Source organism: Bacillus sp. PK3_68 (assembly GCF_003600835.1).
Lineage (GTDB): Bacteria > Bacillota > Bacilli > Bacillales > Domibacillaceae > Pseudobacillus.
Map to the genome: position 1 here is coordinate 332,225 of NZ_NQYC01000002.1, position 19,613 is coordinate 351,837.

Sequence of the window (19,613 nt, forward strand, 5' to 3'; positions counted from 1 at the left end):
ATAGTTTCATGGACAAAGTTTAATCAAGTCCTGTTTAAAAAATGCGAAGTTTAAAATAAAGTTATGACGTTAATAAAAAGTTAAATTAAAAATCCTGCTTTTGATATACAGGATTTTTCCTTGCTCCACAATCGGGTCAGAATGTTGAGTAAAGTAATCTCCTATTCCTATATATTGTGATCAAATGTACTAACACTAAAAGGAGAACTTAGTTTGTCTCCTATATCCCTATCAAGATATAGGGGTTGTATTTTTAAGTTTCTTATTATAAAATCTAACTAACATTAGGTAAATTTTATAAGCATTATTATAAAGTCTAATTTAGAAGCTTTTGTATTTATTAATTGAGTTATTTGAAGGAGGGACCTTAATGAAGGGATAAAGTCATAATTTTTTCCGCTGTAAAATCTAACGAACATTAGTTAATTTCACGTAACTAAATATATTTGGAAGAAGGAGAGATTCTAATGGCTTGGTTTTATCTTATTCTTGGAGGAATATTTGAAGTCGGCTGGGCACTTGGTTTGAAGTATTCTGATGGCTTTACTAATATAAGTGTTTTAATCCCTACTGTGTTGTTATTGGTATTAAGTTTTTGGTGTTTTTCTAAAACATTAGTAATTCTTCCTGTATCAACTGCTTATGCTGTGTTTACAGGACTAGGGGCATTTGGAACAGCTATAGTAGGTATGACTTTGTTAGGTGATCCAATGAGCTTTACAAAAGTTGTTTTAGTATTAGTATTAATCAGCTGCATTATCGGTTTAAAATTAGTATCAAATGAAACAGAAACGGAAAGTGGTGATTAAAATATGGGTTGGCTTTTTATAGTAATGGCAGGGTTGTTTGAAGTTGGAGGCATTATTAACCTTAAATTATCTGAAGGATTTACAAAACTTAAACCTACAATATTTTTGATCATGTGTATGGGATTGAGCTTTTTCTTTCTTTCAGTATCATTAAAAGAAATTCCTATTAGTATTGGCTATGGTCTGTGGACAGGTATTGGGGCAGCAGGAAGTGTGTTACTTGGTATGTTTATCTTTAATGAGCCTAAAAGTATAAAAAAGTTAATGTTAGTTGGCGGTATTATAATTAGTATCGTAGGCCTTAAGCTTGTGTCCTAATTTGTATATATTTTTAAATTGAGGTGAGGAAATGAAAAAGGGAGAAGAAACTAAACAAAACATTCTAGAACATGGATTAAGATTATTTTCCTTAAAAGGGTATGAGGAAACTTCTCTTAAGGATATAGCGTCTAAAGTCAACATTAAGACACCTTCCATTTATGCTTATTTTTCAAGTAAAGATGAACTCTTTGAAAAAATAGTAGATTTTGTTATAGATGACTATGTAAAATTTATTGATTATCAAGCATCTACTATGGGTTCGCTTTCCATTAGAGATAAATTATATAATTTGTTAGGAGAATTAAATGAATACTATTATATGAATGACAGAGGGGTTTTTCTTAAAAGGTATGGCGTTTTCCCACCTGAAAGATTTAAAGAACTTATTTCTCAAAAAACAGTAGTATTGAAAATGAAATTAGAAAATTACTTTATACTATTTTAGATGTTGAATCAGACGATAGTCAGTTTATTGATAAAGATACAATTGCAACATCTTTTATTTGTCTCTTAGATGGAATGTTGTTCTATCTAATGAATTATTCTTATGAAGAATATGAAAGCAGGTTAAAATCTACTTGGAAAGTGTTCTGGAAAGGTATATTAAAATAAATGTCCTCCGAGTCAAGATGAAAAATTTCTTCCACAAAATGGTACGATTCTGCAAAATGGTGCGTAGCTTCCTTGTTCCAGAATTGCGCCCGATTGTGGTAGGTCTACAATGTGATTTTTATCTGCTCCATTTCACAACCCACATAAAATAACTTTCTTGTATTCATCTATTACTGTATGAAATCCGCATTGTTTTAAGCACAATGCGGATGTTTGGTTAGAAGCTTGTTATCGTATTAAGCCAAAAGTCTCCATGCTAAGACACAAGCAATAATTCCAAAAACACATGAGACACGATATAAGTTCATTCTTTCTTTGTAAAGGATGACTCCGACAGTAGCAGCTCCTACTGTTCCAATTCCCGTCCATACAGAATAGGCAACGGACAAATCAATGGTTTTCATGGCACTTGATAAGAGGGAGAAGCTTATGATAAATCCACCAATTAATATGAGATTATTAAATAGGTTATCTTTCTCCCCCTCGCTTGTTATTTTGAGACCGATGATGAATACAAGCATCAATAAGATAATTCCTATTTTAAGGAGGCTTATTTCTCCTCCAGACATGACAAATTCTATTCAGTTTGTCTTGTAAAGTTTTAACAAGGTTTTATTAGTATGTATGAAACACAAACTAACATTGAAAATTTAGTGGGATAAAGAGTATTAAAATAATCATACTTAGTTATAAAAAGGCTATCAATTCCATGATAGCTTTTTTATGTCTATCTATAGTGCAAAATGATACTTAAAAGAAGTGCTATTTTGCACTATAAATCAATATAAAAGGTCCAATTTCTCAACATTAAAATTAAGAAATTGGACCAGTTGCTTACTTCACAAACGCGCCCGATAGTTGAATACCACGCTATTCTTTTAAGGTACTTCCTGAGACGTTGACTCTCTTTGATGCAAAGAAATACACGAATACATAAACAAATAAACTTCCAATTAAAAGATAGTAAATTTTAGCAGTAGAAGTATGAGTAAGCATAGCGAAATACAGAATAAATAATTGTGCATATAATATAACCAAGACAAACACTAAGAAAGAGTTATTTATCTGGGATTTAGAAATAGGGTAAAGTAATGCACTTTGTTTAATTTCATGTTGTAAAGGAATTACTTGAAGTCCAGTAATAAATAAAATTAGGAGATTAAAAATCCAACCACTTGTTGGTATAGCATAATTAACAAGTATTCCAATTAAAGTCAGTCTCAAATAAAGGTAAAAGTAATCATTGTATCTTACAAACAAGTGTGAGTATAAATATACGGATGTGCTGCTTTGACTATATGGGATACACCTTTTCAGAATCAAAGTAAGCAAACGTCTATTCCTAAAAGAACGTTTAAGATTGGGGACATCCATAAAAAAATTAATAAATTTAAAGTTTTGTAATAATGCACTTTCTTCTTCATCTATCAGCCACTGCCAATTCAGATTTCTTTTTTTTCCTATAAAACAAATTAAATAGACGAAATTTACACTCATTAAAACAAGTGCAAAAATCCAGTCATTTTTTAACAAAAAATAACACATTAAATATATTGAAAAAAACCTATTTAACCTATGTAACACAAATTGTACATGGTTCTCTAACCATTGTTCATCCCACTTCATTAAAATGTTATAAGCAGCAATCCCCACTATAAAAAAAGAAAGGGAAGATTTATATTAGTTGTGTGCAAAAATAGGGATAAAAAAAGTTATGAAACTTACCAATTTAATAACATCAATAACAAAATTATATATAAGTGATTTAATAAAATACGGCTTTAATTCCCATTCTAATGGCAACAAAAACATTATATCTGCCCTTTTAGTAAATGTACGAACTTTTGTCTGTATTAAAATGTAGGTTACAAATAGTGATAGGATTACTTCAACAGATATTTGAGGAGGTATCCACTGAAGAAATAAATTAAAATAATATATAAAAATACTGCTAATGATTAGAGAAAAATAAACAACATTCACACCAATTATTGAATAGTACCTGAACATTTTTCTATAATATTCCTGAACCCTTAAACCCCATAATGTTTTTATATCCATAAATATACCTGTACTTTCATGAATTTTACTAAAAACATAGGATGCATCAACTATTTCATCTATCCTCACTGCAATATATGAATTGCTTAGCCCTGAATTCATTTCCTAATGTCACTCATATATATTAAAGTTCTTCCACAAACCTGCTTACATTAGCTGAAGTACATGTAACCTACACCAACATAAATTACCATTTTGTTTAGTAGTGTTATTCCATTAAATAAAGGTAGCCTGATTGTGGAACAAAATTAAAAAGCGCCCTTTAAGCAAAATGATAACATGTTAATATTTTACAAGCTAGATATATGTAACAAAACTCGTCCTTTTCTAAACACAACTGTTTCAGTTCAAAAATGGCGGATTTTTATTTCCTTTTCTGTAATAAAACCGTGTTCACTTTTCTACATCCAATAACTTATTGAAATCTATCTTTATGTTACAATGAATTCAAAGTAAAAATGAAAAAAGATTAATAACAGAATAAACGTATACTCATTATCCCCATTCACCTTTTTGAGAGGGGATGCGATAGAGAGATCTCGTCAGTCACTTTTTTGATTGGCGAGATTTTTCATTATATTATATCGAATTTTATAAACCCTACTATGCCCAACAGTAAATTCCTTCGCTATATCAACTGCACTTTCTCCTGCTTGAGATAGTATAGCGATATGGCGCTTTTGTGAACCTGGCTAGATTATTTAGCGTCTAATTGTAAATCTCATGACTAAGTAACTGCATTGACTCTTACATACCCAATTACATAAATTTTTCTCCCTTAATCCACTTTCTTTCCTTCTATTCTATCAATAACACCCTTTAAGGCATGTAGATTTTGATATAAGTTTTGATATAAAAATTCCTCAAATTCCAAGAGATTTCCACTGAAATTTTACCTCTCTCAAAAACCATCGTTTTTGATAATGAGTATTTCTGTTTGTAAATTAGACGTTAAAAATAAAGTGTAATCACAATTCTGTATTATAATGTTAAATAGGAGATTTCCTATATCTGCTTATTCCAGAAAAGGGGCATATTATTGAGAAATCAGGTAAGGAAGAGTATGAATGCTAATTTAAGGTTGATAAGATTTCATTTTTTTGAATTTAAAAAAAGATGATTTTTTCCGAGGGACTGGAAAAGAGCGGCTATTTCTCGAACAGAGAGAAGTAAGCGTTCTCTCTAATTGCCGAGGATTGCGGTCGATAAACAGAAAACCTGCTTCCATTTTCAAACTACTGGAAGAGTATAATATCCATGAATTAAGCTGGCGGCTAAATGTTACAGCTTCAGTCCAACCTAGGGAAGTGGGAGGGTTTATGAAAAAGATATTGATAATAGATGATGAAGCAGACATTCGAAAACTGCTAAAGGATTATTTTGAAATAAATGGATACATAGTTTTGACGGCAAAAAACGGAAAAGAGGCATTGCGGCAAATAGAAAATCAACCTGATATTGTTTTATTGGATATCAATATACCTGACATTAACGGTCTTGACGTATGCAGGAAAGCCCGGAGTTTTGTGTCCTGCCCTATTTTATTCCTCACCGCACGAATAGAGGATGCAGATAAAATAACCGGATTTCAGGCCGGAGGAGATGATTACATTCAAAAGCCGTTTAGCATCCATGAACTGGGCGCTAGGGTAGAGGCTCATTTACGGAGGGAAATGAGAAATCAAAAAAATCTTTGGTTAAGTTTAGTAACGATTTGATCATTGATTATTCAGAACGGGCACTTTACTACAATGACATGCCAATTTCTTTAGCAAAAAAGGAATTTGATATTATAGCGCTTTTGTCAACACATCCCGGTATGGTTTTTGATAAGGAGCGCATTTATGAAAGGTTATGGGGGCTTAATAAAGAAGGTGACAGCTCTGTAATAGCCGAACATATAAGACGTATTCGTGTAAAATTGAAAGAGCATGGTTGCGAGAATAGTATAGAAACCGTATGGGGTGTTGGTTACAAATGGAGAAAATAATAGACCGACTTAGACTTAAAAATATGACCATACCTCAATCCTTTATCTTTTTAAACTGCATTTCTCTGGTTGTTGTTTTTACAGCGATAGTATTGGAGTTCGAATGGGCTGAAAGGATGCGGCGCCACTTTGACGGCCATCCTTCGGTGAACGATTTGGTTCAAACTTTTTTGATTGTAATGGTACTGTTGACCGTCGGGGTGCTATAGTCGTTATGGCAAGCCTCTTTTATAAACTGAAATTGAAAAAACCGCTTGAGCTTCTTAGACGTGCATCGGAGAAAATATCAGTCAATGATTTGGAGTTTCATATTTATTATGATGGCAGGGATGAGATGAGCGAGCTTTGTGGCGCATTTGAAAAGATGCGCAGTCAATTGGAGGGGAATTACAAAATCCTTTGGCGCTCGGTCGAGGAACGAAAGCAGATCAATGCCATTTTTGCCCATGATCTAAGGACACCCTTATCTGTCCTGAAAGGTTATTCCGAGCTTTTAACAACCTATCTGCCGCAAAAAACATATCGGAGGAAAAGTTGCTGGATACGATACAAACAATGAAGGTTCATATTTTACGCCTTGAAAGCTATGTTGAGGCAATGAACTCGATTCAAAAGCTGGAGGAAATACCGGTCCATAAGCAGGAGGTTGAAATGGATGCCCTAATTCCCCTGATAGAAGACATTGCCCGGCATGTAACTGGTCAAAGCGGCAAGACATTCGGCTCGTGTCAAGCTGCTCATTCGGCGAAGATTTTTGTCGATATCAATCTGGTTATGCAGGTTTTTGAAAATATGATCGCAAACGGAGTGCGCTATGCTTTCAGTAAAGTGAACACCCATTATGCTGTATCCAATAGCCATTTTTTAATCACGGTCACAGATGATGGCTCCGGGTTTACTGATGTGGATCTCAGCAAGGCTGTTCTTCCTTTTTATTGCGGAGAGGCGTTGGATGGGAGCGAACACCATGGACTAGGGCTTTATATTTGCAAAGTTCTGTGCGAAAAGCATCAGGGCAGCTTATATGTAGAGAACGATACCGATGGCGGCGGGAAAGTAACGGCGAGCTTTTTATGCAGAGTTGATAAATAGTTGAAATTTATCCGTTAACATCTTCTTATCATAAAGATAAGGAGACTACTATAAATGACTGCTACGACAAAGATCATATCCAATTGCTTGCTTTATCTGTTTGCGATTATGTTGATTACCGCCATTCCTGCTTCTGCTATTAAATTCCAAAGCAAGGAAGAGATAGTGGCTGAAATTGATAAATATGTTGCTGAAAATATGAGAATCAACAACATTACCGGCGCAGCTCTTGCCATAGCCTATGGTGAAGATGTGTATTATACACAAGGGTACGGTGAATTTTCCGATGGTAGCGATATAACCAGCAGAACACCCTTCCCGATTGCTTCTTTAAGCAAATCCTTTACAGCGCTGGCTGTTTTACAACTGGCAGAAAAGGGATTAATCGACCTTGACGCGCCATACACATCATATTTTCCTGACATCGCTCCTGAGGATGACCGTGTCAGCCACATTACGATCCGGCATTTGCTGAATCAAACAAGCGGGCTTAATGACAAGGTGAATCCCGACATGACAAAATCCGCTCAATTTAAATCGTTACAGGAAATAAACAACTCTCTGGCCATAGTAAAGCCTGCAAATGATCCCGGTGAAAAATATAGCTATCACAATCCCAATTATCAATTTTTAGCCCTGCTTGTTGAGCAAATCAGCGGACAAAGTTTTTCGGATTACCTTCGGGAGCATATATTTACGCCTTTGGGAATGAACGATACGTATAACGTCAGTAACATAGAAGAAATTAATAAGAATGCTGCCATTCCACAGGGACATTATCTGTTATTGGGCAAGCCTGTGGAAAAAGTCGAACCAGCTTGGTTTGTTGATGGGCCTGCCGGTATTATTTCAACTGCAGAAGATATGGCAAAATGGATGATCGCGCAGTATAGCGCTCAGCTTTTGCCCCAAAATCTTCTGGAGCAATACCATGCAGCCGGGCAGAATGGATCATATGGAATGGGATGGTCGGCCGAGTCCGACGATAATGAGGGGAGGACTATCTCCCATGGGGGGATTTTCTGGACCTATAAGGCCGAAGAAACCATCTATTTGGATCAACAGCTTGGCATTGCGATAATGTTTGACACAGGTTTAAACGCCTTTGTTGATTATTCCGCTTTCATAAGGGAAATTACCCAGATTATGAATGGAGGAAAGGCTGAACTATCTGTTGTGAACAGCAGAAGCGTGGAAACAGTTGTGATTTTGTTGATTTTTGGAACAATCCTTTGGGGTGGGTATTCACTTTTCCGGCTGAAAAGGAGTAATCATTGTACCATGGCATTTCCGAGAAAACTGATCTTCGCAGCGATCAGGACATTGCTTTCCATCCTGATTCTTGTATTTCTATCGCCAATAATGTCTTTTATTGGAGGCGAGCGTGTTTTGCCTTGGCATGGGATATGGACTACTATGCCATCGCTCATTATATGGCTTGTCGTATTATCGACGGTAAATATTTTTATTTTGGTATACCGTTGCAGGATCTATTACATCACAAAAAGGGGAAGCGAAATCGAGTAGGGATGCTTCACAGCACTGTCTCTCAAAATCCTTATGAAAAACGATCGATTAATTTAGATGAAAGTGTTTAAAACGGCATTCATGTTATTCCAGAAACGGGCGCTTTTCCGAAGTAAAGATCTTTTCGAGATTAGATATTCATTGTAAAACTCAGCTAATATCTCGCCATGATATTAGCTGGGTTTTGCAATAAACACTTAGATGTGAAAATAAAATTATCCAATACTCTCATAGATTTCAATTAGTGAACCATCAGGATCTCTAAAATGAGCTACTTTAATTCCCCATCCTTCTTGTGCAGTAGGCTTTGTTATGAATTCCACTTTTTCTTTTAATTCCTTATATTTTTCTTCAACATTATCGACCTTGAAAATTAAAGCAATTCTATCAGACTTATGAATATAAGATACACTCTCTGCACCTATAGCTTTAAGCATTTGTTTTCGTTCAAATAGCCCTAAAGTACAACCACTGAACTTGAAATCTGCATATAAAGTTTCTTCGTCTCCCCACGATACTTCGAAACCTAAAATATCTCTATAAAATAAGAAACATTCTTTATAATTGTCTACTAATAAACGTGTGTGTGTTAGCTCCAAGCGATTCACTCCATTTCATTCTTCACTTAAATATTTTTTCAAGTTTCTTTACCGATTCATTACTGCATAAATTTGAAAAATGAGCTATAAGAAATTTCTTTGCTTCTTCTTTATCTGTCTTAAAAGTGTTAATTTTATTTCTCCTTGCCCAAGAATCATGAGTCTCAAATGCTGTACTGCTCCAACCGTTCTTTTCACTGTCGTCATTTTTTTTCTCCTGTATGCCTGAAATTACAATATCCATTGATCCTTGTAATTCTAATAATGCGTTCTCAAATATCCTTTTTTTATCACTTTCCTTTAGTCTTGCCTTTATTCTTAATGCCCTTGTGTCTATCCCTTCCTCTTGGCTAATTATTTTGTAAATATCAAATGCTTCTTTCGATACGTTTCCGTTAAAATAGCGTTCCTCAACGGACTCAGCATAGCCTAAAACCCTTTTTACATATGGAAGAAGCTGACGGGAAACCAATACCGATTTTTTCCTAATGAATTTACCATATCCCGCAACCCCGTCAGTTGAAAATTTTGTCCTCCAAATCCAAGGATCAAACTCTGTTTCTGAATGCCAATACTCTGATAAAGTAATGGTATTTAAAGAAGGGAAATCAGGTATTAATGGGGTTAGAGGAAGTAAACCAATCTCTCCTATTACATCTATGGCTTCCTCATATGTTTTCACTTTATATTTCAACAATTTGTTATCTCCTTTATAAAAATAGACATATACCTAATTTCTATATATAACCAAGATTTTCCTCCTATAATAAAACTGCCTCGTTACTTTAAGTACAATCCTGCACAATACCCATATCAGCACAAATATCCAGTATTTGTTTGAAAGTCTTATTCAATTAAAGGCCCGATTGCGGAACAGAAATAAAAGAGCACCCATCAATTTTCCTGTACGATAGATCAACAAAAACAGTACCATAAACGGCCGTTTATGGGGCTAATGATTACTTTAGCTGAAAAATACATGTCACTTTAGGAGTTATTTTGCGCCTATTTTAAGTGCTATTTTGCACTATTAGTAAATCTAAAAAGCCCAATCTCTCAACATTAAAATTGAGAAATTGGACTTTTATCATTACTTCGGAATAGCGTCCTTTAATAGAATAAAGCAATCAGTATTAGCCGCCTTATTCAACAAGCCTTTTAGTATTTTGTATATCCTTCTCGCTCATTCGAGACCCTAAGCTATCATTAATCTGGAGTTAGTATAGTTTCATGGACACAGTTTAATTAAGTCCTTACAATTATTTTGAGAGGATGTGTCCGAATTGGAACGTAAGCCTACAGGCAAAAAATATAATGATGACTTTAAGAAAACGATTTTGGATTTATATCATTCCGGCAGCTCAGTTAAAGAATTAAGCAGCGAATATGGCGTATCAGAAGTAACGATTTATAAATGGGTGAAAGACTTTACCCCTATCAGTTCGGAGAAAGAGGCCCCGACACCGAAAGAGTTAGCAGATATTCAGAAAGAAAACCTTCGGTTAAAACAGGAAGTAGGAATCTTAAAAAAGGCTATGGCCATATTCGCGAAAAAGTAACCGAAGCAGAGCTTAACGATTTTATTGAGGAACACAAAGATCAATACCCTATCCAGAAAATGTGCGAAGTACTGGCCGTGCCAAGAAGTAGCTACTATGATTCTCTTGAAAAAACGACCTCAAAACGTGAAATAGAAAACCGGGAACTCACGAAGGAAATCCAACGGATTCACCTGGAAAGTAAGGCTCGTTATGGCGCTCCAAAAATTCATAAAACCTTATTAAACAGAGGGTTTTTCCTAAACCTAAAGCGCGTCCAGCGCCTAATGAAAAAGGCCGACATCCGTTCAATTACCAAGAAGAAGTATCGTCCCTATCCCTCAAAGGAAAAGGTTGTGCAGCTGGACAATCTTTTAAAGCGAGACTTCTCTACCTGCACAATCAATGAAAAATGGGTGGCGGATATTACCTATATCCCTACGGCAAGAGATGGCGGGTGCTATTTGGCCTCTGTATTGGATCTGCACCCGAAAAAAATCGTTGGCTATTCTTTTTCTCATTCTATGACGTTCGAATTGGTGATCGAAGCACTTCAAAATGCCTGTTTTTCTCAAAAGCCCCGAAAGGGCTTAATTCTTCATACCGATCTTGGCTCGCAATATACCAGCAGTGAGTTTACTCAGCATGTTCAAAAACAAGGAATCAAGCAATCTTTCAGCCAGAAAGGCTGTCCTTATGATAATGTCTGTATAGAGTCATTTCACGCTATATTAAAGAAAGAAGAAGTTTATCATACGCAATACACGGACTATCTAGCTGCAAAGCTGGCCATATTTCAGTTTATAGAAGGCTGGTATAACCGAAAGAGAATTCACAGCGGTATTGGCTATCAAACACCTCAAGCCATTGAGGATCAAATTAGAAGAACAGCTTAAGACTTAACTTTTTTGTGTCCAAATTATTGACTCAAATCCAGCAGCTTTTGTAAATTTAAAAGAAAGTTGTACTGTTTTGAAGAAAGTTAAACCGTTGTACACATGGATTTTTGTTTACTGTTAAGCAAATATGGATTTGAAATAAAATCACGATGTTTATAAGAAAGACCTGAAGTTTTAAAGAAAGTCACGACGCTTTATCTCTTCAACCAAAGAATTTTAAATACGTTTTAATCAAACTTCTTTATAAAACTAAAGGATCATTCAAAAAGAAACGAATCGAATCTGATCAATTTTTTTCAAAATGGATTCTTCTTATTTACCATAAAATACGGGGTGTAAGATGTTTTTGATCAAACTTTATTTTAAGGCAATAATTTTACGAGAAGTTGGGCTTTTTAGTATTGGAATTTCCTTAACATTGTAAATCTGCGTTTTGCTGATGGTACCCCTGTACAAAAAAGGGTAATATGAAGGTACTAAAAAATTCACTTACAATTCCACTGGTTTTAAAATATAAAACTTTGCTTATTTCGTTCTTCACCTGTAATCTTTGTATAATTTTTTTGTGTCATCCAAACACTTAATAAATTTTAGAATTAACTCTTTAGGATAGATAATACGGACCTTATTTCCAAAACTCATAATTTGTGCTATAGCTTGATCAATGGTGTAATAATCTTTTTTTACGATGATTGTTCCATCTGGATTATTGACTGTTTCATCTTCCTGAAAGTTATCTAGTACCTGTGCCCTCATCTCCCGGCTAAATTGGAGACAAACCGTGAATGGCCTTATACCACTTCCAAGTTTATCATCTTCTTTTTCGTATATATTTTCAATCGTATATGGACGCCTGGTAAAATATTGATTTATGTTATATGTTTCAATTATCCGAGTTAATTTAAATACTCTAAGTTCATTTCGTAATAAACAATAAGCCCAAGTGTACCAATGATAATCTTTTAAAAAAACTCCCATCGGTTCAATATCTCGTTCTGTTTCATTTCCTTTATGGTCTACATAGCGAATCTTAATTACATTACAATTTTGAATTGACTTGTATATTGTTTGAATATGCTGCGAACTATTATTCGAATGTGAAATTTGTAACTGGATGTTTTTATCTTGCGTAGGTACTGAGTCAATTAAATAATTTATTTTCGAAATCAATTCATTGATATCTTCAAATCCAGTAGCCTTTTCAATGCTTTTCAACGCCCACTGTATGGAAAGTAATTCATCTAAAGTTAGATACTTTTTATCCAGTTTGAAACCATCCATTAATTCATAACCGCCTTCTTGTCCAGGAAGCGATACAATGGGAATGCCTGCACGATTAAGAGAATCGATATCTCTATATATCGTTCTCTCCGATACTTCAAAGTACCTCGATAATTCAACGGCCTTTATTCTTTTCCTATGAATCAGTAATACAATGATCCCTAATAACCGGTCGATTTTCAAGGTTCATCCTCCTGTATATCGTTTCGTAGATATTGTGCGGTTAGGGAGTTACTACTCGTTACAAAATCATGTGGTATACCTGCGAACATAATATCTCCTCCTTTTTTTCCGCCGCCAGGTCCAAGATCAATAATCCAGTCTGCTTGTTTCATTATATCTAGATTGTGTTCAATTACAATCACAGTGCTACCGTTATCAACCAAACGATTTAGGAGAGATGATAAATGTCTAACATCGGACATGTGAAGTCCAGTTGTCGGCTCGTCCAGAACATAAATGTTACCAGATCGGTGCAGCTCGCCAGCTAATTTAATTCTTTGACATTCCCCACCCGATAATGTATTTAACGGCTGACCTAATGTTATATAGTCTAATCCTACTTCTGATAATACTTTTAAAGTGGAAACCACTTCTTTCCCCCTAAAAAATTGAAGTGCCTCTAATACTGTCATGTCTAATACATCTGAAATAGATTTCCCATCTAACTTATACTGAAGAACTTCATCTTTGAACCGTTTCCCATTACATGTTTCACAAGTCGTTCTAATACTCTCAAGAAATGCAAGGTCTGTATTAATAAATCCGCTTCCTTGGCATTCGGAGCAGGCACCTGTCGAGTTAAAACTAAAAAGTGACTTACTTACTTTGTTAGCAGATGCAAAGGAATTTCGAATTGCATCCATCATACCCGTATAAGTCGCTGGAGTAGACCGAATCGAGGTGCTCACTGACTTTTGGTCGATAACAATAGCATCTGGATGCTGTTCTAAAAGTTCGTCAAAAATCAATGTACTTTTCCCTGATCCAGCTACGCCAGTGATTACAGTAAGAACACCACAAGGAATATGAACAGTAACATTCTTTAGGTTATGTTTGGAGGCTTCGACTACGGAAAGGTATCCGTTAAAATTACGGGTTTCTTTTTTAAATGATTGTTTAGTCCTCATATATCTTCCAGTTAGTGTATCAGCGTCGTATAATCCAAGAAGATTTCCTTCATAGACAATTTCACCGCCATTTGTACCTGCACCCGGTCCAACATCGACAATATGATCAGCAATTTTAATAACATCTTTGTCATGTTCAACCACTATAACAGTGTTTCCTTTGTCTCGGAGTTTTTGCAGCATCCGATTGAGTTTGTGTACATCACGGGGGTGTAATCCAGTGCTTGGTTCATCAAAAATATACATCATATCCGTTAAACTGCTATTAAGATGTCGTATCATCTTTACACGTTGTGATTCTCCCCAGACAAGGTCGATGTTTCACGATTTAGCGTAAGATAATCGATCCCCATGTCCACGAGAGATTTCAACCTTCTTGCCATATTTGAAATGATTGGTTCTACAATTGGATTCTTGATCATTTCTATTATTTTCATCAATTCACTTACTTCCATCGCTGCAAATTGAGCAATGTTATAACCATTAATTTTGCAATTTAATACTTCTTGACTTAACCGGGTTCCGTTGCATACAAAACAATCTTTTAAGGTAATAAAATTCTTAACATTATTTGATAATTGGTTGGTTTCTTTTTCTAAGTAAATACGCTTAAACCTATCTACAACCCCTTCAAAATACTTGATAGGTTCATTTTTCAAGGGCAATACGAGGTTCTGGTCCTTACCATGTAATAACGTTTGCCACTCTGTATCCGTGTAATTTATTAACTTTTTATCCGGATCAAATATACCTGAGACCAAGTGTTTCTGCCAATACCAAGTACCAGCAGCGAAAGTGGAAAACAAAACGGCTCCTTCATTAAGCGATTTCGTCCTATCGAATAACTTCTCTATATTCGGCTCTATATTTCGTCCAATTCCCTGACACTTCGGACACATCCCTTTCGGATTGTTGAAAGAAAAAACATCAGATTCGCCAATAAAGGGCTTTCCAATACGAGAAAATAGTAATCGCAATAATGAATAAATATCTGTGACCGTACCAAGCGTTGAACGTACATTTCCTCCTAAGCGTCTTTGATCAATCACCACAGAGGGGGAAAGATTCTCAATGGACAATGCATCTGGTTGACTGTATGTTGGTAATCGGTTTTGCATATACGTTGTAAAAGTCTGATTCAACTGGCGTTGGGCTTCCTTACTTATTGTGTCGAATACAATTGATGATTTTCCAGATCCAGAAACCCCTGTAAATACAGTGATTTTCCTTTTTGGAATATTTAGTGTTATATTTTTTAAGTTATTTTCCCTTAAGCCAACAAGTTTAATAAATTGATTTTCAGTCATATTAACCACTCCCGTAAAGCTAATATATAAAGGGTATTATACAGAAGTGCCCTGACAGCATTATGTCAGGGATGTAAAAAACAAATGAAATTCTTAGGTGTAAACGTGGTTCAATACTGTAAATTGGGGCTAATTGTTTGAAGTGCAGAGAGTTTTAATATTTGTATTCACTTCTTTAAGGTTACATGCATTTCTTGAAATTTTTCAATTCCTTAAGATATCAAGTTTTAAAAGATAATTAATTAGTACATCAAAAGAGCTGCATGGTTATATTCCACATGATAATTCGATTTATGACTCTATAAATATTAATTTGATGCGGGATGGGACGGTCCCCATAAAATGTAACATGGCTCTTATATTTTTATATCAAGATTAAATCACTTTATTATCTCTTTACATATGATATAGAATTTTTGTATAAATAGGTAAAAATGCTACAATGAATAATAATACACATAGAGGGATTATAATGAAAAACTCGATTATAGAAGTAATCAAAGATTTGAAAAAAGTGAAAAGGGGACATATTTGTTATTTCTATAGTAATGAAATAACTTACATAAATAATGTCGTTTCCTTTATAGCTACAGGGATTAGGAACGGTGACCACATTTTACTTGTCGAAAATGATAGAAATATTCTTCTTATAAACAAGCGGTTAGAAAAAGTGCTGAGTAAGAAAGAATGGACCTTCTTGCATGTTATGAATAATTATGATTTTTACTATTTTAATAAGAATTTTAATCCTCATACGATTGTCAATCATTTCTTAGAAAACATAGAACCGTTCCTAAAAGAAGGGGCTTCAATTTGTACTTGGGGACTTATCGAATGGGGAGAAGATAAAGAAATTCACCAATGTATAGAGGAATATGAAAAAGAAGTGGATAAAATAACAAATGAAAAAGGGATTATTTCGGTATGTGCGTATAATGCTGGGAGAACACCAGATTCATTAAAAGAACTGTTAATAAAATGCCACGGGATAACACTGACAGATGGTGAAGCGGTAAAATTGAAATAAATACAATATAAAGTGAAGTTTCATCCAATCACTATTCTATAAGCAACACGGGCCTCAATAAAGTTTCCTTCGTTAAGATGGTAACGACTGTAAATTCGAATAAAGTTTCGACTGTTTTTAAAATCCCATACGTATCTACAGAGAACGCCTCCATTTTGATCAGTCTTTTTTCAAAATGGAGTTTTTGTAGTTGTTAAATATAGGTTTATGACCTCACTTTTATTAAACTTTATTTCAAAGCTACATCTTGTAGGATTCTTTTTGAATTTTATTCTGATTGTTTTGTATGCTTCTGCTATCTGTATTGTTATATTGCTTTTGACGATATGTATTAACGGAAAGCATAGAAAACCTGTCATCTTGTACAGAGATAATAAATTTATTTAATTTACAATAAAGTCGTTTAAATAATAATAAAGTTGTTTAAAAAATGTGAGTCATCCTATTCAACAAATGGGCCAGATTGTTGAGTAACCTCTTTGAAAAATGGATATTTATGTTAAAATAATACAAAAGCAAGGGGGCTGCACATGATAAAATATCCGTTTTTAGAAAAAGGGACGACGATAGGAGTTACAGCGCCTTCATCTGGCGTACCCACTGAACTACATGAATTGTTGAAAGCTGCATGTAGTCGTATGGAAACGAAGGGTTATAAGGTCATCTGTGGTGATACTGCTTGGACTCAAGACAAGGCAAGGTCTGCATCTGCTAAGAAGCGTGCAGAAGAGTTTAATAAAATGATGCTCGATGAAGATATACATATCATTATTCCGCCTTGGGGTGGAGAACTACTTATTGAAACGCTTGAATATATTGACTTTGAAAATATCCAAACCAAATGGGTATTAGGTTACTCAGATATTAGTCTTTTATTATTGGCTATCACATTAAAAACAGGTATAGCTACTGCACATGGAACGAATTTAGTAGATTTAAGAGGAGAGTATTCTGATGATACGACAGCAATGTGGCAGAAAGTTTTATCCCTAAAAAAGGGTGAATCAATACTACAATGTTCATCAGACAAATATCAAAAGGAATGGCAGTTTGATAAACCAACTCCATATGTTTTTAATTTTACAGAAAAAACAGAATGGAAATCAATTTCAAATAACAGAATTAAAATACAGGGTCGTTTACTTGGCGGATGTATTGATACTATCAGACATTTAATTGGGACAACATTTGGGGAAGTGAAAAAATTTAAAGAATATTACATAAAAGGTGAATCTGTTATATGGTTTTTCGAAAATTGTGAGTTATCCACTACCGCTTTGCGTCGTTCCCTCGTGCAAATGAAATTGGCTGGATGGTTTGAAAATTGTTCAGGTGTTATGTTCGGGAGAAGTCCGGCTAATACACCTGTTAGAAATTATACAGTTGAAGATGTTTATAGAGAGCTTTCTGAAGAACTTCAAATACCTATTATATATGACATTGATTGTGGTCATGTTCCACCACAAATGACATTAATAAATGGAGCGCATGCCGAAGTTGAATCGGATAGCGGTAAAGGGGAAATTTTACAATATTTTAAATAAAGATATATAGCTCAAATTGTAGCTTTGAAATAAAGTTCGATAATTTATAATAAAGAATGATCATTTGGAATAAAGTCCGATAATTTATAAAAGAGTTTAATACAATTAGATTGACCATGTTGTTTGACAATTAAGTTGTTTCAATCATTTTATTCCATTAACGGGCCAAATTATTGTTTTTTAGGGCAGCTCTCGTGCTGATTGCTGGCTATCGGTGGCGTCGTATCGTAGTAGGTACGTCTCTTGTGCTTGTCATCGTGATGATCGGGGCGAGATTTATTAGGTTATTGGTGCTGTATAGTGAATGTAGAAATATTATAAGAAATACCTGCAGAACAGTTATTGTGAAAATTAACCATCTATACACCTGACTAGATCGGAGAAAAAATAGAGTGGAAAAAGTAGTCGAATATAGAAAACTAGCAATCGGTGATAAGAGTAGTTTTTCTAAATTAGTATTATTGTTTAACAAAGAATTTGAGTCACAAGATTTGAACTACGTAAACGATAAGAACATAAGAAATCTTATAGCTAAACCCGATTTTATTTGTTTTGTTGCTTTTATTGGTGATGAAGTTGTTGGTGGTTTAACTGGTTACGAATTACTGATGTATGACCAGGAGGGTTCTTCGATGTATTTATATGACTTGGCGGTCGATAAGAACTATCAGCGTCGTGGAATTGGAAGTAATTTAGTTGGTGAATTAATGGATTATTGCAGATCAAAAGATATAAAGGGTTTATTTGTTCAAGCTGATGTGGAAGACCAACATGCTATTGAATTCTACAATAAAATTGGTGGGGATGATTCGGAGACGGTACAGTTTTCGTTTCATCTTTAAGATAGTGACCTAAATCTGTTGATAGTCTGGAGTAAGAGCGATGTAAGCAATTAAATTAGACCACCATATCGTAAAGGTAGAATAATCCAGATTACTTATTCAAGAAAAGGGCGCGATTGTTGAATAAAACTTAGATTTTTAAACGACTTTATTGTTATACTTTTTAGTATAGTGAAGTATCTTACATCAAAAATTAAACAACTATATTTTTAACCCCGTCCTAAATTTTGAACGGGGTTATGCTTGTTTGAGCTTTTAAAATTAAATAACTTTATTGTTATTTCACAGTATAAAGGTATTCATAAACTATTTAGAGAATCTTCATCAAAATGGTTTTTTGGTTTGAATCGTTTGTACTAAAATAAATACATGAGTAATGTGTCACTTAGGAGGATAACAATGTTTCACTATGAGGTACTTTGTTATAGTTGTAAAAGAAAATTCAAGGTATACGAAGGTTCATTAAAATTTAAACAATTTAAGGAAAGAAGGACTAGGTTTTTTTGTTGCGAAGATTGTAGTCATAAAATACGCATGGATGCAATTAAAAATTTCTTTAGATAGTGTTTTAGAGTGTCCTACTAATAGATTGTAAAATAATGTACTTAAAGTAACGAGTACCTTAGTTGAAGAAGAAGTAAACAACTTTATTATCCACTATGAAATATATTTTCTATCATACAACTAGATTTTTAAATAACTTTAAAAGCCTTCTGTCATTCAAATAGACAGAAGGCTACTATATTTTTTGAATAAAAGTTAAATAACTTTATTGAGACTTAACACATCTATCTATTCTCGTTTAACAGTGTATCTAAAATCCTGTTTTTGCAGGATTTTTTAAAACAATAGGGGCAGCATTAGCTGAAAAAGAAAAACATTCTATATAGAATACTTTTTCTTTTCATCATAATTTGGTGAGGTACTGGAGTGTGCTAATATGCGGTCCAACACTTTTTTAGTAAATGACATAAAGCAATTAAGTATCAGTCCCCTAAACAAACGGTTAATAAAGTTCCAACGCCAATTGGTCC

Annotated in this window: 17 protein-coding genes and 3 pseudogenes; 13 read left to right on the forward strand and 7 right to left on the reverse strand. The window is 34.4% G+C overall.

What is annotated here, in order from left to right:
• Positions 1-467 precede the first annotated feature (467 nt).
• Genes CJ483_RS24110 through CJ483_RS24120 form a run of 3 tightly spaced genes read left to right on the forward strand, consistent with a single transcriptional unit; the run spans position 468 to position 1,575 of the window.
• A complete protein-coding gene (locus CJ483_RS24110) occupies positions 468-809 on the forward strand; it encodes a DMT family transporter (RefSeq protein ID WP_120038726.1) in 342 nt (113 codons plus the stop codon).
• Positions 810-812: 3 nt separating this feature from the next.
• On the forward strand, positions 813-1,127 hold the full coding sequence (locus CJ483_RS24115; protein ID WP_120038728.1) for a DMT family transporter: 315 nt from the start codon (positions 813-815) through the stop codon (positions 1,125-1,127).
• Positions 1,128-1,158: 31 nt separating this feature from the next.
• Positions 1,159-1,575, forward strand: coding sequence for a TetR/AcrR family transcriptional regulator (locus CJ483_RS24120; RefSeq protein WP_120038730.1), 417 nt, complete (start codon positions 1,159-1,161; stop codon positions 1,573-1,575).
• Positions 1,576-1,978: 403 nt separating this feature from the next.
• On the opposite strand, the gene CJ483_RS24125 is transcribed toward CJ483_RS24120, so the two are convergent.
• Together CJ483_RS24125 and CJ483_RS25365 are read right to left on the reverse strand one after the other, a co-directional pair.
• A complete protein-coding gene (locus CJ483_RS24125) occupies positions 1,979-2,263 on the reverse strand; it encodes a DMT family transporter (protein WP_220702356.1) in 285 nt (94 codons plus the stop codon).
• A gap of 349 nt (positions 2,264-2,612) precedes the next feature.
• Positions 2,613-3,905, reverse strand: a pseudogene (locus CJ483_RS25365) (ABC transporter permease).
• A 1,217-nt stretch (positions 3,906-5,122) separates the two neighbouring features.
• On the opposite strand from CJ483_RS25365, the gene CJ483_RS25935 reads away from it, so the two are divergent.
• From CJ483_RS25935 to CJ483_RS24150, 5 genes are all read left to right on the forward strand, one after another.
• Positions 5,123-5,521 (forward strand): response regulator transcription factor, encoded by a 399-nt coding sequence (locus tag CJ483_RS25935; RefSeq protein ID WP_259455856.1) that lies wholly within the window; start codon positions 5,123-5,125, stop codon positions 5,519-5,521.
• A complete protein-coding gene (locus tag CJ483_RS25940; RefSeq protein ID WP_259455857.1) occupies positions 5,497-5,793 on the forward strand; it encodes a winged helix-turn-helix domain-containing protein in 297 nt (98 codons plus the stop codon). Before CJ483_RS25935 ends, CJ483_RS25940 begins: the two co-directional genes overlap by 25 nt.
• A 214-nt stretch (positions 5,794-6,007) precedes the next feature.
• Positions 6,008-6,352 (forward strand): HAMP domain-containing protein, encoded by a 345-nt coding sequence (locus CJ483_RS25380; protein ID WP_259455858.1) that lies wholly within the window; start codon positions 6,008-6,010, stop codon positions 6,350-6,352.
• A complete protein-coding gene (locus tag CJ483_RS25385; RefSeq protein WP_259455859.1) occupies positions 6,328-6,885 on the forward strand; it encodes a sensor histidine kinase in 558 nt (185 codons plus the stop codon). Before CJ483_RS25380 ends, CJ483_RS25385 begins: the two co-directional genes overlap by 25 nt.
• 54 nt (positions 6,886-6,939) lie before the next feature.
• A complete protein-coding gene (locus CJ483_RS24150) occupies positions 6,940-8,412 on the forward strand; it encodes a serine hydrolase domain-containing protein (RefSeq protein ID WP_120038738.1) in 1,473 nt (490 codons plus the stop codon).
• Between the two features lie 215 nt (positions 8,413-8,627).
• Here CJ483_RS24150 and CJ483_RS24155 read toward each other — a convergent pair whose 3' ends face one another.
• The gene (locus CJ483_RS24155) at positions 8,628-9,011 is read right to left on the reverse strand and encodes a VOC family protein (protein ID WP_120038740.1); all 384 of its coding nucleotides are present in this window, start codon (positions 9,009-9,011) and stop codon (positions 8,628-8,630) included.
• A gap of 22 nt (positions 9,012-9,033) precedes the next feature.
• Positions 9,034-9,708, reverse strand: coding sequence for an AlkZ-related protein (locus CJ483_RS24160; RefSeq protein ID WP_120038742.1), 675 nt, complete (start codon positions 9,706-9,708; stop codon positions 9,034-9,036).
• Between the two features lie 586 nt (positions 9,709-10,294).
• On the opposite strand from CJ483_RS24160, the gene CJ483_RS24165 reads away from it, so the two are divergent.
• A protein-coding gene (locus tag CJ483_RS24165; RefSeq protein WP_120038744.1) for an IS3 family transposase occupies positions 10,295-11,445 on the forward strand; the annotation gives its coding sequence in 2 pieces (ribosomal slippage) (positions 10,295-10,526 and positions 10,526-11,445; 1,152 coding nt in all).
• Positions 11,446-11,985: 540 nt separating this feature from the next.
• Here CJ483_RS24165 and CJ483_RS24170 read toward each other — a convergent pair.
• Both CJ483_RS24170 and CJ483_RS24175 read right to left on the reverse strand, forming a co-directional pair.
• The gene (locus tag CJ483_RS24170) at positions 11,986-12,912 is read right to left on the reverse strand and encodes a helix-turn-helix transcriptional regulator (RefSeq protein ID WP_120038746.1); all 927 of its coding nucleotides are present in this window, start codon (positions 12,910-12,912) and stop codon (positions 11,986-11,988) included.
• Positions 12,909-15,166 (reverse strand): annotated as a pseudogene (locus CJ483_RS24175) (ATP-binding cassette domain-containing protein). The gene CJ483_RS24170 and the pseudogene CJ483_RS24175 overlap by 4 nt, the downstream one beginning before the upstream one ends.
• 472 nt (positions 15,167-15,638) lie before the next feature.
• On the opposite strand from CJ483_RS24175, the gene CJ483_RS24180 reads away from it, so the two are divergent.
• From CJ483_RS24180 to CJ483_RS24200, 4 genes are all read left to right on the forward strand, one after another.
• Positions 15,639-16,193 carry an MEDS domain-containing protein gene (locus CJ483_RS24180; RefSeq protein ID WP_182917207.1) on the forward strand — a complete coding sequence of 185 codons (555 nt, stop codon included), beginning with the start codon at positions 15,639-15,641 and terminating at the stop codon, positions 16,191-16,193.
• A 530-nt stretch (positions 16,194-16,723) separates the two neighbouring features.
• Positions 16,724-17,737 (forward strand): S66 family peptidase, encoded by a 1,014-nt coding sequence (locus tag CJ483_RS24185; protein WP_120038750.1) that lies wholly within the window; start codon positions 16,724-16,726, stop codon positions 17,735-17,737.
• Between the two features lie 392 nt (positions 17,738-18,129).
• Positions 18,130-18,579, forward strand: coding sequence for a GNAT family N-acetyltransferase (locus tag CJ483_RS24195; RefSeq protein ID WP_120038752.1), 450 nt, complete (start codon positions 18,130-18,132; stop codon positions 18,577-18,579).
• Positions 18,580-18,978: 399 nt separating this feature from the next.
• Positions 18,979-19,143 carry a DUF2197 domain-containing protein gene (locus tag CJ483_RS24200; protein ID WP_120038754.1) on the forward strand — a complete coding sequence of 55 codons (165 nt, stop codon included), beginning with the start codon at positions 18,979-18,981 and terminating at the stop codon, positions 19,141-19,143.
• A 318-nt stretch (positions 19,144-19,461) separates the two neighbouring features.
• On the opposite strand, the pseudogene CJ483_RS25390 reads toward CJ483_RS24200, so the two are convergent.
• Positions 19,462-19,613: pseudogene (locus tag CJ483_RS25390) on the reverse strand (YitT family protein); the annotation flags it as partial.